Raw genomic sequence first — 16,795 nt, 5'->3', positions numbered from 1 at the left:
TCCCCCTACCTCCTTTACTCCCCCTACTCCGCTTACTCCCCCTACCTCCCCTACCTCATCTGTCAATGTACAAATCTTTGTCTTTGTGAAGTGCATAAGTTGATTTCGCTCACACCTATAGAACATCAAAGGCTATTTATCCAATCTCTGACCTCAAAAATATGTAAAATTCGCTACTTTTTGAGTTTTATGCGTAATTATACTTGATTTACCAATGAAATCTAGACAGAAAGTGGCTTTCTTTAGTCTAGTACTTGCAGGAAAAAAGTAATTTGGTAGTGCGAAGTAAGTTAATTAATTTTAAAAAAAGTTAACTACAAATGTAACTGAATCTTACTTAGCTTCGACAACGTTTGTTTCAAGGCGAATTCTTAAAAAAAGATTTTTTATTTTGTATAAGTTTGCCTGAGATAACACTATATAATTGTATTATTGAAAAAAGTGAGTGAAGGCGATGACGGTAGGCTTTTCTCTCCAAAAACTAAGAAATAATTTTAATGATTCAAGTTCCTTAGATATTCCAAGTTTATATCAACTGCAATCTGAGCAGTTAATAAGTCAACATCCTATTTTTTTTGTTCGTATTGTCTATCATAATTCTTCGCGGAAAGTTCATGAAGAGGTGATAAAATACGCTCAAACGCAACAACCTTTTTCTCAGAAAAATTTAGCTTATTTGAGGTCAGAAGAATGGCTTGCAGACTACCCTCCTGCTTTTACATTCCATGAGGTACAACTCAAGGATTTTCAATCAATTTCTTACATTTGCCCAATCGGATATAAGAATCAAAAGCCAGAATATATTCAGATAATTGCCCATCAACCTCTTGCCTCGAATTTGCAGAATTCTGTCATTTTATCTGCCATGCTGTTGAGCAAGTACACAGATATTGTTTTAGAAAATAACAGACAAAAATCTGAAATAAAACTGTTGGAGGAGATACTTCATCGAGTCGGTCATCAATTACGAAATTCTTTAGCTCTGATTGGATTGCATGCACATAATTTATACTTAAAATTACAAGATAACCTCCCCCAGCAAGAGCAGGCAATAATCATTCGGGACAGCATACAAAATCTAGATACTAACCTAACACAGCTCCTTGATTGTGGTCAAAGCGCTAAATTAAAGATAGCCCTTCAAGACTTAAGAAGTATATTAGCCGAAAGTCTAAAATGCTTAGAACCTTGTATTGACCAAAAGCAGCTAAAAATATGTATTCCTGAGACATCTACTAGTCTGGCAATAGACCGCTTGCAAATGAAGCAAGTGTTTGACAATATACTAAGTAATGCGGTTCACTTTAGTCCTGATTTCGGAACTATTACTTGTAGCTGGCAGATTTTTCAAAGTGAAGTTTTCATCAAAATCTCAGACGAAGGACCAGGATTGTCTCAAGAAGATATCAAAAAAATATTTACCCCTTTTTATTCTCGCCGTCCAGGAGGTACAGGTCTTGGTTTAACTATTGCGAAAAAAATTGTTCTAGATCATCAAGGAAGCCTGTGGGCGCAAAGTTTATCTCAAGGTGGAGCGCAATTTTGTTTAATATTGCCTCGACCTACAACTCGACCTACAAATATTTAGGTATTTAGCAACAAATATTTAGGGAGTTTGGAAGATGGTTAGCAGTCAAAAACTTTCAGTTTTGCTTGTAGATGACGAAGAACAGTTTCGCCAAGGGCTACGTACTCTTCTCAGCTTTTATAGTATTAATTCTTCGTTAGTGTTAGAAGTTGTAGGTGAAGCAGAATCTGTAGATCAAGTTTTAAAATTCACAACCCAAAAGTACCCAGATTTAATTTTGCTGGATTTGGAATTAACAGAGGGTGATGGAATTACAACTTTGCTACATCTCAAAGAAATTTCTTACACTGGTAAAGTTTTAGTACTGTCAGCTCATCAAGAAGATGATTGGGTTTTCCGAGCAATGCAGGCTGGTGCTTCGGGTTACGTTTTTAAAAATCATTTGGTCACTCAGTTGTGTGAAGCTATTAACACTGTGATTCAGTCTGAGATTTATTTACCTTCAAAGGTTGCTAGTGGGTTTTTTCGGTATTTTCAAGCTTATTCAAACTCTTGTGTGACTGCTAGCCATCAACTTCACTTAACACAAAGAGAGCAAGAAGTTTTACATTGGTTAACTCAAGGTGCTTCTAACGAAGAAATTTCTAAACATTTATATGTAACAGTTGCAACTGTCAAAGCTCATCTCACAAGTATTTTTGAAAAATTGAAGGTGACTAGCCGTACTCAAGCTATTGTTGCTGCAATCAAGCTAGGACTGGTTCAAGCTTAAACCGATTTCTTGAAATCAGAAGTCAATAAACTAGGTTTGCTTTCAGAAATCGGTTTGGTGTCATATGCAATATCTATTGACGAACAAGCAATAAACTTAATTCACCAAACACTTTGTATATGTCTTCAGTTGAATCTTTTTATAGACAATACAGCTGCTCGTATAACAATCCCTTAACTTGCGATCGCCCTTTGCAGACAGCGCAGTTCGTCAAAGGTGCTAAATTTTGTCTGGAATGCGGTTTTCCTGCGACTTTAGCTCATCTTGCTGAGATTAAAGGAAATCGGGGTATTTACCAAGTCAACAGTTTTTTGGGTGTGCGGGGTTTGGGGCGTTTGTACTCAGGTATCCAACTCCAAGATCAGCGAGCTGTGGTGATTAAAGAATACCTCCTACCCGAACGTTCATTTAATCATGACGAAAGTTCTAAGCGCAAAGAAACTTTCAAACGGGTGGCGGGGGTGAATTTAGCAGATGGGAGAAACCAAAACTTTCGTCTTGTTAACTACCCTGAGGCGATCGCCGATGAAAAAACAGAACGCTGCTATTTAATCACTAACGACGTCGAACCATCCCAAACTTTAAGTAAATATCTCATAACTCAAGGGGCGATGACTGCATCTGCGGTACGCGAAGTACTTAATCAAGTTCTACAAACCTTGGAATTTCTCCACACTCAAAAGCTACTTTTGCCTTCAAATCAAGTACAGAAAGGTTTAGTTCACGGCAACATAAGTTTAGATAGTATTTTAATTAAAATAGAAAAAAATCAATCATTTTATGTATACCTTTGTGATTTCGCTCTGTGGGAAAATTTATTTATTCCACCCTCTATTCCTCAACCAGCACCACCGAAACCAGAACAGGATTTAAAGTCATTAGGATTAGTGGCTTTTTACTTATGGGTGGGACGGACAACAAATTCTGCCAATGGTCAGCCTCTCGATCCTAAAGATGCTCAACATTGGCCCAATACTGATAATGATTTAAAGCATTTCCTGTATAGGTTACTTGGGTTGGAAAATCCTTTTGAAAGTGCAGAAGTTGCTCGTCTAACATTGTCGCAACTACCATTAGAAGGTGATGCAAATAGTTTGAAACCGTCGGTTAGCCCTGAGCAAGAAAAAAACCGTTTCCGAATACCTTTAATTTTCCTAGCATTCCTTGCTTTGTTATTGCTGGGAGGGGGAATCTGGTTTTTATTTGGGATGCTGAGTAAATCGCAAGACGACTACACTGATTGGAACAAATTACTCACCCAATTCTCTGACGTCACGAGCATGACTCGCGGAAAATTTATCTACACAGTAGAAAAGAATAGTACATGGACTTTTGTTGTAGAACAGAGTCCAGAAAGTGGAAACCGTTTCAAAGAATTATTGACTAAGCCAATCCCAAATGTTGAAGCAACATTTAATTACGAAGAGGTTACCACAGATAGACAAAATTCCAGTAGCCCTATAGAAAAAGTACGAACAGACAATAAATATTCCTTTGCAATCACTAGTTTAGAAGATAAAGTCACTGATGATTTAAATAAAAAGCCTATTGCTTATGATGGTTTACTTGTTTTTGTCACATCTACCAAGAAAGACGGAAATCTTCCCACTGTTCTTGAAGGAAAAATTTCTCTAGAAAATCTGCAAAAAATTTATACTGGCAAAATTAAAAATTGGCAAGAACTGGGGGGTTCTAATTTACCGATAACACCATATTCTCCAACAGAACCGGAAGCGATTAGTTTATTTAAAAAAATTGTTTTAAAAAACAATCCTCAGAACATAGCTGACTTTGAAACAACAGTCACTAACAACAAAAAGGAGACAAAAGACACCCTACGGCAGATTAGTAGTGAGCTTCGGGCAGGCAAGAATCCTGGTATTATTAGTTTTGGTATTCTTAGTAAAACTTGGGATCAATGTAACGGCTATCCTCTAGCTATAGTTGATGGGAAAAACCCAGCTATTCAACCTCTGTTTCATAAGCCGGACCGTCGTCGTGTCACTCCAGAGGATAATTTATGTGGTAAATCAAGAACATACTTTGATGTTAAAGCTTTTAAAAGCTATGCCTTAAGCTATCCTTTATTTGTGGTGTACCCTAAAAATGATAGCCGTCTCGAAGCCGGTTCTTTGTTTGCTGATGTACTTACTACTCGTCAAGGTCAGTGTCTACTAAGTAAAGTAGGGCTTGTACCCTTACAATCTATGCCAGAAAATTATGTCTGCAAATCGCTGCCCTAACCAAAACTGCGACTATTTTAACCGTGTTTTACCCAATAATGCTAGAGTGTGCCCTATGTGTGGTACACCTGTGGGTAATGTCATTTCCTCTCCACCAGCACAACCCAACACACCACCGCCTTACACTCAGGCTTCGCCACCAGTAGTAGAACAACCGCGCTACCCAAACTCGACTCATTTTACAGTTGAACAGCAACGGGTTCCTTATGTACAGCCACAACCGTCTTATACCCCTGCGCCCCAAAGGTTCCCACTTCTGAAACTGATTCACTCTTCTGGAAGAGAATACAGTTTGGCTGGAGAAGCTGGTTATATTGGTCGTCGTAGTCAGAGTATGACCCTTCCGCCAGAAATTGATCTAACTGGTATTCCTAACGAGGGGATAATTTCTCGTCGCCATGCACGAATCTATTGGGACTGGTCACAAAATGCATACATGATTGTTGACATGAGTACAAATGGTGTTTATTTAAACGGTAATCTTCTGACTCCTGGTGTGCAATATCGTCTGTTTAATGGCGATTCGTTAAAACTTGGTCAGGAGAATCTCATTAATTTTCAGGTAGTGGTAATGTAATATAATTCACTTTATCTTCTTGACTCAATGTGACTAATATAATGTACGATCGCCCGTGCTGTGACAACGTTAGTTGCAACAAGAACCTCGTTAATATTGCATAACCTCAACATCGCATCTTCATTTGCTTGACCAGGTTGAGGTTGCAGAAAATCTCTGAGGAAAATCACGGCTGTTACTTCTCTTGAGGCAATTAATGCAGCTATTGATTGATATCCTCCAGATGTTCCGGCGGGAATTTGTTCGCTAATAGTTATGCCTGCTTGTTGATGCAAAACTTCACTAACAGATGACCATGCTAACGTGTGGCATATAGAGAAAAACTTTTGATATTCGGTGACAAAATCAACGAGTTCTGATTTCTTGGTTTCGTGAGCTATGAGTACTATACGTTTTTGAGCTAAACTTTCAGGATACTCACTGACACTTGCTTGTTCTGTTTCGGAAACTTCTTCACTCGTTTGATTAACTGAATCAGATTCGGAAATAATCGTCGCTTCAGGCACAATTGCTTCTTCTACTTCTTCTGAATCTTGAGTAGAAACAGGTGTTTCTGCTTCTGTTGTTTTTAAAGATTCTATGTTTTTTAAAACTAAGTCTTCGCTTTCTACTTCTTTTGAATCTTGAGTAGATATAGGCGTTTCTGCTTCTGTTGTTTGCAAAGATTCTATGTTATTTAAAACCAAGTCTTTGTGCTCTTGTGAGGCAACAACAATGACAACTTCGGCAGGCTCATCAGTCGTTTCTGGCGTGGTTTTTTCTTCAGGAAATTGCTCAGAAATATCGCGCGGCTGAACTATGGTGTAATCTAATCGTTCTGTTTCTGGAGTCACATCATTGATAGTTTCTCTTGCCTTGTCTTCAGTTAATTCGGTTTCAGCACTGACTGCTGAATCAGAGGTACTTTCTTCTAGAGTTATTTCCTCAGGAGATTGGTTAATAATATTACGGGGTTGAACATAAGTAAAATCTGGGTGTTCTATTTCTGGGATAGGGCTACCAACATCTGCTTTGACTTCTTCCTCTGCTGGAGGTGCAGTATCTGTAGCTTTATTGCTAATGGGAGCAACAATTGCTGCCTCATCCTGTTGTATCGTGTTTTCATTTGTGGCGATCGCCTCAGCTGGAGTAGCTGCACTCTCAACCTGTATCAACGTTGATGCTGACGAAAATTCATCTAATTTTAGAGAATCAGCCTTGGCAAGTTCTGGAGTTTCTACTTCGCTTGGTGTTTGATTTTCAACACTAACATTCTCTGCAATTTCAGGAGTTTCCACGATTTGTGGAGTTGGACTAGATTCTTGAGCTACAGGAGTTTCTACTTCGCTTGGTGTTTGATTTTCAACACTAATATTCTCTGCGATTTTAGGAGTTTCTACGATTTGTGGAGTTGGACTAGATTCTTGAGCTACAGGAGTTTCTACTTGACTTGGTGTTTGATTTTCAACACTAATATTCTCTGGGTTTTCAGTTGAGCGCCAATTAGAAAACTGTGAAGGACTTATAATTCTAACTACTGTCTCTGCTTGCTGAGACAAAGAAATAGTTTCTTCCATCACCAGAATGAAATCTCCGATGCGGATAATATCTTTATCCCTTAATATATAAGCTTGATTTTTTTCTGCTAATTTTCCGTTGATCATTGAGCCATTTCTACTGCCAATGTCAGAGAAATAGTAATTACCTCCCTGAAAAAAGAACTTTCCGTGCAACCTACTGACATCAGAACTATCTAAGAACACATCAGAATCAGGAGAACGACCAATGATCCATTCTTTTCCTTTTTTAGTTGTTAGGGAAAGGTCAAGTTCTTGGGATTCATTTAAAGTTAGTGAATGGCTAATTTTAACTTTCATATTAATTTTTGGTTAATTTTATTAATTTCTGTTACCCACTGCTGGCGGGTAGTGTGTTCTAAATTCAAAATATCATCTTGTGACCAATGAAAATGATAAGCAATAAAAGCTACCTCCTCATATAATTTATCTGAGGGGTAGCTTATGACTCCCCCGCTAGCTTTAGTTTGACTGAAAATTCAGTATTGCAGTGAGGACATTGAGTTGGAATTAATGCATTTCCTTGCTGATTAATCCGGTTGTACAATTCCCTAAGATAAGCAATGTCAGGTAGAATCAGTTCTTCAAGTAAATCAGAATTAACTTGGTTCAAACTACCTAAGCGAGTAATCACTCTTGAAAGCATCACTAAAACCCCATAAGCAGGGTTTTCCTGAACTTTCGGCTCTTTTTGCACCAAAATTTCATCTTTTGCAGTGGCTAAACGCATGACTCCATGACGATGCACTCGGTTTTGGGCATCAATTAAACCTCTGGGAAGAGTGAAGGCAAACTCAGTACAGAGACTATCTTTGCGGCGCATAGACAGCTATTTTCTAATTTTTTTCTAGTTTTTTTAATGATGAACGAGTGGTTCGGGCGAGGTTACAGTATTTTCTGTTACTGTAGTTTCGCTTTCCAAGCCATTGATTTGACGGTAAAAATCTTGGAGATAATTTAAATCCTGGGAAAAAAAGTTTTCCACTATTGCAGGACTTATTTCAGATAAAGCCCCCAAGCGAGTAATCACGCGCGACAAAATAATAATCGTGGCATACGCTGGATTTGATTTGACACGTGGATCGCGCAGAGGTGCTATCTCATCAATTGCAGTTGATAATCGCATTATACCCTTGCGATGGAGGTTGCCATCAGAATCTAGATATCCTTTGGGCAGTGTAATTTCAAACTCTGTGGGAAACATAATCGTCCTAATGACTTCACTTCACGCGTTTAAATTCCTCGAAAGCAACTTCAACTTCTTCAATTTCTATCTCAGTGCTACGGGCGCTAACATCGGCAATTTTATAACTAGCCGGCCAAGCACCAGCTAATTCAAATCTTGCTTGCTCTTTTGCCGCTTGGTCGTAGATAGTCAAAGAAGCATTTTTACGTTGAGAAGCCCACTTACCGTCTTGAACTGCTTGAAACCAATTCCAAAACGCTATAGAAAAGGTCATACCTCTACGCAAAGTCAGATTACCACTTTTGACATTGCCAGGAATCTTAGTTCTAACCGCCAAACCTTTGTTGGCTGAACCCCATTTGTTAGGTGTGACTTCGCAGATTTCTATCACATCTTGTGTCCGTTTAAATCCCTGACATTCCAAGAAAATTCCATCTACGGGTTCGCTGGAGTTATCTAACTTCAGTTCTAAGTAGAAGCGATGAGGTGTGAGAATTTCAAATTCAGCCACTGTCTATGTCTATTACTTGCTTGGGTAATTTAAGGAGGCATACACTGCATGCCTCCATGAACTACTCCCTTTCCGCCCAAAGAATACCTATTTAAAAAACCGCGAAGGACGCTAAGGACGCTTTAGCGCAGCGTGCGCCCTTGGCGCATAGGAAGAAAAAAGAAGATAGGTAATTTTATAGTGGGAAGGGAGTAACATTTACATCAACTTGTTAAAGTTTTAGAGCACTATATTCAATTTAGCTACCCTAATTTTATTGAACTCGTTGAATGCCTTCGTGAACCAATTCTATAGTCTCTGTCGCCATATCACCTGAAGAAGCAGTGAAGGTAGGACCTGTATATTTACAGGGGTAGCAGAACTTGATCTCCCAACGGGCTTGCATCGCACCAGCCTGATCGTAAGCGGATACGGAACCATCTTTACGTTTGTTGGTCCAATCGCTCTTACCTCCCAAATTCTTGTTGCAATCTTCGTACCACTTGTAGAGATCCATATTACTAGTGGCAACTAGCTTGAGGGTAACGTTAGTGAACTTGGCAACTGTAGGGGTGGCTTGACGAGTGGCTTGACCTCCTTTGGATGAACCATGAACTTCTTGGGCTGGAGTTGATTCAACGCTTAAACCACTGACTTCTTTAATAATTTTTTGCTCAAGACCTTGTGCTTCAAAATAAAACCGAGAAGCAGTTAAAAATTCAGACACGATCAAACTCCTAAATAATCAATAAAGTGGATAAATTGGATAAAAAAATTACTCACCTTCAACGCCATTCCATTGGCTGATCCGGAAGACAACAAACTCTGCAGGTCTTACCGGACAAACACCGACTTCAACATAAAGGCGACCAAGAATCATCGTTTCGGGGGGATTCAATTCTGCATCGCACTTGACATAGTATGCTTGTTCAGGTGTCGCCCCAAATAATGCACCCTCACGCCATATGCGTTCTAGGAAGTTACTGACTGTGCGCCGCACACGCGCCCACAAATCTTCATCATTGGGTTCAAAAACTGCCCATTGAGTGCCTAATTCAATTGATTTTTCGATGTAGCTAATCAGCCTGCGGACGCTGATATAACGCCACTCAGTTTTATCTGGTTCAACTAAAGTTCTTGCTCCCCAGATGCGGATACCTCGATTTGGGAAGTTGCGAATGCAATTGATCCCCAAAGGGTTCAAGAGTTCTTGCTCGCGGAAATTGGTATCATAGCCCAAACCAATCACGCCTCTGGGCACTTCATTTGCAGGGGCTTTGTAAACTCCACGAGTTTCGTCAGTGCGTGACCAAACACCCATGACATGACCGCAAGGAGGTACGAGAATTGGTTTACCGTTTTCGCGGGGGTTAGGTACTTTAATCCAAGGGTAATAAAGGGCACCAAACATCGAACGACGGTTAAATTGATTCTGCAACCAGTCCACCACTTGTTGAGGTTTCACAAATTCTGGAGGCGGATCAATGAGAACCATGCGGTTAGGTGGATTAGGAATATCACCACTGGCAGAACCCTCGCACATACTAATCATCAGTTCTATAATGCCGTGGACTTGCTCTAAGTTCATGACTTGAGCTTCATAAGCCCGCATTAAATCGGGACACGCCAGCATTGTGATTTCATCAATTTCAAAAATCCCACGCACCCCTGTGCGGTCATCGCGTACCCCTTCTAAATCACTGGAAAATCTATCACGTGGAGTGGCTACAATTGGCAGTGCTAGTTCGTACTGACCATTCCCCGGACGACGCGCTAAAGGCTGTCCAGTTTGAGAAATGTCTTCTAGTGTGACATATATGGAATTTCTCAATGCCGCGATCGCATAAGTTGCTACCTGAGTCGCAGGTTCGCGGTTCATCGTTAAATTATCGTATTCCTCAAGGGTTTCATCTCCCCGGCGAATTTGGATTTTAAAGTATTCACCTGTATTTGGTGGCGGTTCTCCTTCAGTACCTTCTGGTAGGGGGCGAGGTCCACTATCAATAACTAAGATCGTAATCCCTCCCATTGCTGCTTGCTCAGGGCGCAGTGTAAAGCGCAGGGATGGACGATTACCTCGACCGGTAATTCGCAAAGTTGCAGGTTCCGGTGTTGGAGGTTTGGGAGTTCCTGGTAGCTGAGTCCCAATACTCGTAATCCAACACCGACCGCCACCATTCATGAAGTAGCCATAGACTGCAAAAGGCAAATAGGCATTGAACTCAGTAAAACCATTAGAATTAGGACGGGCAAAGTAGTTTAAATATTGCGTCCAATTCGTGACTAGCATGGGCTTAAAGAGTTCAGCCCCGTCACGAATATCTTCTGTAAAGCCGACAAACCCGGCAACAGCCGTACTGACACCTTCAATCGGTCGGCTACCCCGGTCAATTTCTTCTATATATACACCAGGGGCAAAGTAATCAAGTCTAGCCATGCAAATATCTCCCAGTATGTAAAAAGCGATCTTAAGCAGGAGTTAGTAAAACTTCTTTGAAGGTGCAATTTGGGCTATCCACTAATACATTGACATTTTGAAGTAAATAGTCTGGACAATTCAGTGTCAAAACATAGTTACCCAGACGAAGGTCTTCAAAAAAGAACAGCCCTTCTTTGTCACTGGTTGTTGATTTTTGCATTCCCACCACTTTTACTTCTGTGGCAAAAAGTGGCAGATTTGTGACTGCGCTTTTGACGATTCCGGCGATCGCTACCTGCTTAGTGACAGTTTCAATACTTCCATTTTGCAATTGATTTTGCAGTTGAAGAATTCGTTGCCACACTAAAGGTACTGAAGTACTTTGTGCCTCAAATGGTACTGTCATTGTCAGATACAAAGCTGGACGCAAGGGTATAGTTAAAGCACTCCATAAAGACCCAGCTTCTATTGTCGGATCTAGAGAAACTGTCATAGTCAAATTGCCATAGCCGCGCAATTCTGGAACTAAAAATTCCTCACGCAGGGAACGATGGCGTAGCAGCACGGTTAAGGCTTCGCTCATAAGGTGATACTCACCCAAAGCTGTTCTATCCCAAACTGTCAATAACAGCGAGACATCAAACCAATTGGGTGTCCAACTTACAGTAGCAGGTTGCAAACTCCGTGTCAGCTTGCGTTCCACTTGCCTTCCCGATTGTTGAAATTGCTTACTCTCACGAATATCATAAATGTACAAATTGAGAGTCGGTCCCCCACCCTCTTCTTTGCGATTACTGGGATGACTAAACTCAATTTGCTCTGTACTGGTAAGTGATGTTCCTCCAGCTAAAATTTCCGCTAAAGTTTGAAGAACGAAGATAAGCATGAAGCTTTTGTACTGGTAGTAATCCAGATATATTTAGATTATCTGTATTAAGCTTCTGAAGTTAATTAGACTTTTGTCGATATTTTTAAAAAGGCTTGCGCTAGGGCACTGGAATATTATTAGGTTGTATAGGGGTAACAGTATTGCTGGGTGTCGCAGGAGGCTCAGGTTTGTTGATTTGGAAGGCAAATCCTTTTGTCTGAGGTGGTGAACCAAATGGATCGCTTACTTTAAGCTCAATTGGAGATTGTAAACCTTGATTGGCTGTAATTTGTCTCTTGCCTTGTAGTTCTTTAACTGTCCCAAAGGGAGGAGAAAGCTCAACACTAGTACCTTTGTCTCCCTCGACTTTCCATTCTATAGTTAGAATATCGCCCTCTTTAAAAACCCTAGAAGGTTCCTCACTACCGTTGAGTCTGAAATAAATTATTCTTAATGGTAATGGTAAGACTTTAATCTTATTCTGAGTCTGTTCAACACTCAGGCGATCGCTACCTTGAGAAAAAGCTTTTAATTGAAAAGTGAAGTTTCCTGGCTTTTTTACCACATAAGGGACATTTGTACAAGTCTGTTGTTGATTTTGAGCATCGTTTTTGCACAGCTTTTTGATATTGTCAGGGGGAACACTACCTTGTTTAAAATTATAATTTACTGCTGCTCCAGATGATGTTCCATCATCTCCCTTGTCAGTAATCTCAATTCTTTTCAGGTCATTTAGAAGTTGAATTTTCCAACTAAAAAGTATTTTTTCACCGTTTCTATATTCTGTTTTATCTGTATTAAAGGAAACTACTTTTGCTATCGGTTTCTCAAGTATTTCAACAGGAAGCGTTTTGGTTGCTACTAGGTCAGTTTGGGGAATCAGCGGGATATTTTTGCGATAATATGCTTTTAGCTCAAAAGTGTATTTATCTTTTTTCGTCACTCCGGTGGTAATATTTCTGCAAATCAGCGATTCTTTTTGTCGTACACAAGGAGATGTCTTTGCATTACTTTTAGCCGTAAGTTCGTTAAGGCTGTTATTTAATATTGGCTCTTTGCGTGGCGGTTGTGTTTGTATCACAACCAGTTTTTGCAATTGTTTATAGTTGTGAATTTCCCAGTTTAAACGTACCTGATCGCCTTCTGTAATTTGAGGAGCATTTGCCTGAAAATTTTCTAACCTCAAAGGTTCAGGGTTTAAAAGTCGCCAAATCAGGTATCCTAAGCCTCCTAATATTCCCAAAATCACTAAAATCAACAGCAAAAATTGCCACCAAGGGCGGGCTTTCCATAACAAAGTTCCTGTCGGTAATGTGTCAGAAAGCGGTAAATCTTGCTTGTCTTTAATGTCTACTTGAAAGTTGAGAACTTGTCCTCCTCCAAAAAGCGATCGCCGCCACCAAGGACCAGGCTTAACTGTCAAATTGACTCCAGCTTTTTTACTTGGTAATAATTTTAATTCTAATGGAGCGTATTCATACGTACACAATTCTTCTTCATCTCTGGTTCTGGCGCTGAACATCAGTTCGCGCACAGTGTTACCTTGGTTAACCAGTTTAACTTCATACTTGCCTGGGCTACGACTAACTTGTCCCAAGATGGTATTCAATTCTACATCTAAGCGATAAATCGTTGGAACCAAAATATACACCAATTCCAACAAAACTAAATCTGGAGAGTTTTCTGAATGCAAGCGGACTGTTGGAGAGTAATTTCCGGCAAAAATATCTCTGGGTGGACGCAATTCTAATCTGATTTGACCGCGATCGCTAGGAAGTAATTCTAACGCTGTCACATCAGACAACCCTTGACCTTCTGCCCCTGTTCTGGGATAAATAATTGTAAACCAGTCATCGTCTAAGTCTGGGCAATTTAAACGGAAACGGTCTACGCGGTTAGAGCGATTGTGAACTGTTACCTCTACTTGCAAAGCTTCGTCAAACTTGAAAACTAAAGGTTTATTTGGGTTAGTAGCAGGCTGGAGTGAAAAAGTTGGATCGTTAGCGCGAATCACCGTCTGTTCTTTGAGCAGAACTTTGATTTGGCGCGGGTAATTTATCGGTGTATATTGTGGATAATGATTAGGAGAATCTACGACTAGAGTATAGTCATAAGTTCCTGGTAAGGTATCAATAGGAATTTCAAACCGAAATGTGACTTGTTGACTTTGTTGGGGATCTAAAGCCAGACTTTCTCTAGGAAAAATGTGACTCCGGGTTAAAGTTTCCAATCCCTCATCTAGAAATAAATCAATAACAGCGCTTTGCTCTCCTTGGTTGATAATAGTGACATGCAGTTCAACAGGATCTCCTGGCATTCCAAATTGAACACCAGACGGATCAATAATGACTTGTAGCGGATTTTGGATGAATTGCTGCATATTATTCCTTTTTTAAAACCGGTTCAGCTTGACCTGAAAATCTTCACCGCCGCTGACAATAAAGGTTTTACCTTCAGTTTTTTTCACGTCAACACTCATGATCGGTTTCGAGGTTTCGTAAATTTTTCTACCTTCTGCTGCTTTTGCTTTGTCAAGCTTGTATTCAGGAGTTAAAAACCAAAGCATGACTTTGCGATCGTCTCCACCACTGACCAGCATACCATCCTCGCTAAATGCCACACTGCGTACTGCACCTCTTCCTGCTTGCCAACGATCCACCGTCGGACAATTTAACTGAGTGACTTCTTGAGGATTTGAATTTTTGCTTGCCTTGCATTGTTTTAAATCCCAAATGGTAATATATCCATCAGAATCAGAAGTTGCTAATATTTCTTTGTCTTTTGAAGGCGCAAAAGCAAGTCCGAAAACAAAGTCATCAAGTCCCGCACTTCCTTCTAGTGTTTGTTGTCCGAATAAAAATCCTTGCGGTTGTTTCCAATTCCACAATACGAAACGCTTAAATTCTCCAGCAATCACTAAAGTTTTTCCATTTGGGCTAAGACTCAAAGCCTTAATTGGAAAACGTTGTAACTTTTGTTTAAATTGTAAATCGATAACTTGTTGTGGATCTGCTTGGAAATCACTGTTGGGTGGTGCAGACCATAACCGTACTTTACCACTTCCATGACCGCTAAATAAGTAACGCGAGCCAGGGGCATATACTAAATCAAATACTTTATCACCTGTTAAATCTTGCTTATCTTTAAGTTCCTGTATTTTTTCACCCTTGGGTATATCCCATATCTGAATAATACCATTATCTAAACCTGCTGCAACTCGATTGTTGTTTTCTGGCATAAGTCGCAATGCTTGTACAGGAAGAGTCGTAATCGCCAACAAACCTTTAGATTGTTGACGTTTAGCACAAGCATCAGGCGATTTACTATACACTCCTTCAGGTTCTAAGTTACTTGTTAAAAAGTTTGTATTGATTCTCCAACGTCGCAGCGTGCAATCGTCTGAACCACTCACAACTGATAATACGTCACCACTAATACGAACCGATTGTACAAAGTTTGTATGGGAAACAGGTGCAGGTGTAAGTAATCGTGCTAGTAAAGCTGCGAGTAATGCAAGGATTGCCAACTGTAACCATAAAGGTATTATTGGCAGAACCTTTAACTCTAGTATTTGTGTAGCGGGGTCTGTAGTACCCAAACGTTGGTCAAATAATTCTGTTCTAGCTTCTAGCAACAAAGTTTTTGAAAGACCAACCCAAGGACGTTTTGTTTTAACATCTAAAAAGACTTTAGTTGTTCCTCCTATATTCAGATTGGCATCTTGAGGATTGATTGCGAAAGTACATTTTCGCCAGTCTTTTCCCTGCATTTGCACATTGACTTGCTGCTTGAGGTTGCTGGCGTTTTTAAATTCCAATTCAAACGTAGCTGAATGAGACTTCCAGTCAGGCAACCATCTGTTTTTGAAAGGAATTTTTTGCTGTTTAGGTGTGGTATGAAATTCTACAAAACCTATCGGTAAAACTTCTAAATTACCTTCACCTCTAGCTGGAATACTATTATGACCTGTGGCTTCTATGGCGAAAGGATAATTTTGACTCGGCGCTTGAACAACAGATGGGGGTTGACATTCAAATCTAACTTCTGCTGAAGAACCAGGATCTATTAATAACCTTCGTTCTGCACCGCCAACCAGCCACAAGGGATCGATATTTGTAAAACGCAACACTGCATTAACAGGTTGTTGTCCTAAGTTTCGCACTCGTGCAGGTATATCAACACTATTGCGGGGGTAAACTTGGAAATCTCGCACTGGCAATTCTACACTCAAAAGTGTTTGCCCACCGTCTGGTTCAATTGTGAGACGCAGCAAAAGCCTGCGCTGTTGTCGTAACTGAGGTGAAAAAATCTTTACGGTTAGGTTGACTATACCTACAAATCCGGGGATAGGTGTATTCAGAATTAAGACTTGGAATCGCGTACTACTGCCGTGAGGTTGAGCTGCTGCCACTTCTGGTGTAAGCTTGTACCAGCTATATCCCGAACTTTGATTTTCTCCTGGTGCAGAAACTTCTAGTTGGAAATTGGCAAATTGATCGCTGTTATTGTTAACAGTCACCTCAAACGCTACAGGAGAACTGCCCCGTCGAAATGTTAAGTTTTCCGTAGAAAGGCTAGCATTTATGAGACTTTTTTCCATGTTATTGGATTAATTTTTCAATACTGTAGGGCAACCCGTATCAGAAAAAAAGTTTAGATCCGCGAAAATTTTTGCAATAGAACTTGTAGATATGGCATTATTGGTGGTCATTTAAACTGAATATAGCAATCTTAAAATAAGAACGTGAATAAGAAGAACATGAAAACTCTCCTTTTTTCTTTTCTTGGCGTTCTATGCCCTGCGGGCACGCTACGCGAAGGTGCCTATGTCCTCTTGTCCACGCTGCGCGCTTGGCAGTTTGTTTCCAATAGATATCTCACAATTCATTTAGGATTGCCATAATAAATAAATATAGAGCAAATACTGGTTTAAGCATTAGCTAAAGGTATAATTTAAGAATTAACAAAGTTTAGAGAAGTTTAAGGTATGGGTACTGAATGGTAAATCCAGAAAAAGTATCCATGTGCTGATATGAAAACCGGTTAGAATTTTTTTAGTGATGCTCCACTCCGAGCCACTCTCGTCCCAAGGGGATACGCTCTTGCAACGCGATATCGCAACTTAGCAACCGCTCCGAAAAACCTATACAAAACTA

Annotated in this window: 14 protein-coding genes; 4 read left to right on the top strand and 10 right to left on the bottom strand. The window is 40.1% G+C overall.

Features of this window, described 5'->3' with window-relative positions:
- The first annotated feature begins 454 nt into the window (after positions 1-454).
- The 4 genes from DP117_RS27465 to DP117_RS27450 all read left to right on the top strand — a co-directional run bounded on the left by DP117_RS27465 (position 455) and on the right by DP117_RS27450 (position 5,120).
- The gene (locus DP117_RS27465) at positions 455-1,588 is read left to right on the top strand and encodes a HAMP domain-containing sensor histidine kinase (RefSeq protein ID WP_169221377.1); all 1,134 of its coding nucleotides are present in this window, start codon (positions 455-457) and stop codon (positions 1,586-1,588) included.
- 34 nt (positions 1,589-1,622) lie between these two features.
- On the top strand, positions 1,623-2,300 hold the full coding sequence (locus tag DP117_RS27460; protein ID WP_169221376.1) for a response regulator transcription factor: 678 nt from the start codon (positions 1,623-1,625) through the stop codon (positions 2,298-2,300).
- A gap of 119 nt (positions 2,301-2,419) precedes the next feature.
- The gene (locus DP117_RS27455; RefSeq protein ID WP_169221375.1) at positions 2,420-4,543 is read left to right on the top strand and encodes a substrate-binding domain-containing protein; all 2,124 of its coding nucleotides are present in this window, start codon (positions 2,420-2,422) and stop codon (positions 4,541-4,543) included.
- Positions 4,521-5,120: an FHA domain-containing protein gene (locus DP117_RS27450; RefSeq protein WP_169221374.1), complete on the top strand. Its 600-nt coding sequence runs from the start codon at positions 4,521-4,523 to the stop codon at positions 5,118-5,120. The genes DP117_RS27455 and DP117_RS27450 overlap by 23 nt, the downstream gene beginning before the upstream one ends.
- Positions 5,121-5,131: 11 nt before the next feature.
- On the opposite strand, the gene DP117_RS27445 is transcribed toward DP117_RS27450, so the two are convergent.
- The 10 genes from DP117_RS27445 to DP117_RS27405 all read right to left on the bottom strand — a co-directional run bounded on the left by DP117_RS27445 (position 5,132) and on the right by DP117_RS27405 (position 16,239).
- Positions 5,132-6,976: a methylglyoxal synthase gene (locus DP117_RS27445; protein ID WP_169221373.1), complete on the bottom strand. Its 1,845-nt coding sequence runs from the start codon at positions 6,974-6,976 to the stop codon at positions 5,132-5,134.
- Positions 6,973-7,122 carry a DUF6760 family protein gene (locus DP117_RS37375; protein WP_339381019.1) on the bottom strand — a complete coding sequence of 50 codons (150 nt, stop codon included), beginning with the start codon at positions 7,120-7,122 and terminating at the stop codon, positions 6,973-6,975. Before DP117_RS37375 ends, DP117_RS27445 begins: the two co-directional genes overlap by 4 nt.
- The gene (locus DP117_RS27440; RefSeq protein WP_169221372.1) at positions 7,119-7,499 is read right to left on the bottom strand and encodes a phage tail assembly protein; all 381 of its coding nucleotides are present in this window, start codon (positions 7,497-7,499) and stop codon (positions 7,119-7,121) included. Before DP117_RS27440 ends, DP117_RS37375 begins: the two co-directional genes overlap by 4 nt.
- 33 nt (positions 7,500-7,532) lie before the next feature.
- On the bottom strand, positions 7,533-7,880 hold the full coding sequence (locus DP117_RS27435; protein WP_169221371.1) for a hypothetical protein: 348 nt from the start codon (positions 7,878-7,880) through the stop codon (positions 7,533-7,535).
- Between the two features lie 16 nt (positions 7,881-7,896).
- On the bottom strand, positions 7,897-8,373 hold the full coding sequence (locus tag DP117_RS27430; RefSeq protein ID WP_169221370.1) for a phage tail protein: 477 nt from the start codon (positions 8,371-8,373) through the stop codon (positions 7,897-7,899).
- 253 nt (positions 8,374-8,626) lie between these two features.
- A complete protein-coding gene (locus DP117_RS27425) occupies positions 8,627-9,079 on the bottom strand; it encodes a phage tail protein (protein ID WP_339381018.1) in 453 nt (150 codons plus the stop codon).
- Positions 9,080-9,127: 48 nt separating this feature from the next.
- Positions 9,128-10,789 (bottom strand): phage tail sheath C-terminal domain-containing protein, encoded by a 1,662-nt coding sequence (locus tag DP117_RS27420; RefSeq protein ID WP_169221369.1) that lies wholly within the window; start codon positions 10,787-10,789, stop codon positions 9,128-9,130.
- Between the two features lie 31 nt (positions 10,790-10,820).
- On the bottom strand, positions 10,821-11,657 hold the full coding sequence (locus DP117_RS27415; protein WP_169221368.1) for a Pvc16 family protein: 837 nt from the start codon (positions 11,655-11,657) through the stop codon (positions 10,821-10,823).
- 100 nt (positions 11,658-11,757) lie between these two features.
- Entirely contained in the window at positions 11,758-14,019 is a 2,262-nt protein-coding gene (locus DP117_RS27410) for a hypothetical protein (RefSeq protein ID WP_169221367.1), read from the bottom strand.
- Between the two features lie 12 nt (positions 14,020-14,031).
- Positions 14,032-16,239: a hypothetical protein gene (locus tag DP117_RS27405; protein ID WP_169221366.1), complete on the bottom strand. Its 2,208-nt coding sequence runs from the start codon at positions 16,237-16,239 to the stop codon at positions 14,032-14,034.
- Positions 16,240-16,795: the final 556 nt, after the last annotated feature.

Origin of the sequence: Brasilonema sp. UFV-L1 (assembly GCF_012912105.1) — a bacterium.
GTDB lineage: Bacteria > Cyanobacteriota > Cyanobacteriia > Cyanobacteriales > Nostocaceae > Brasilonema.
The sequence above is the reverse complement of the archived record's forward strand: the minus strand, read 5'-3'. Positions and strand labels throughout refer to the sequence as shown.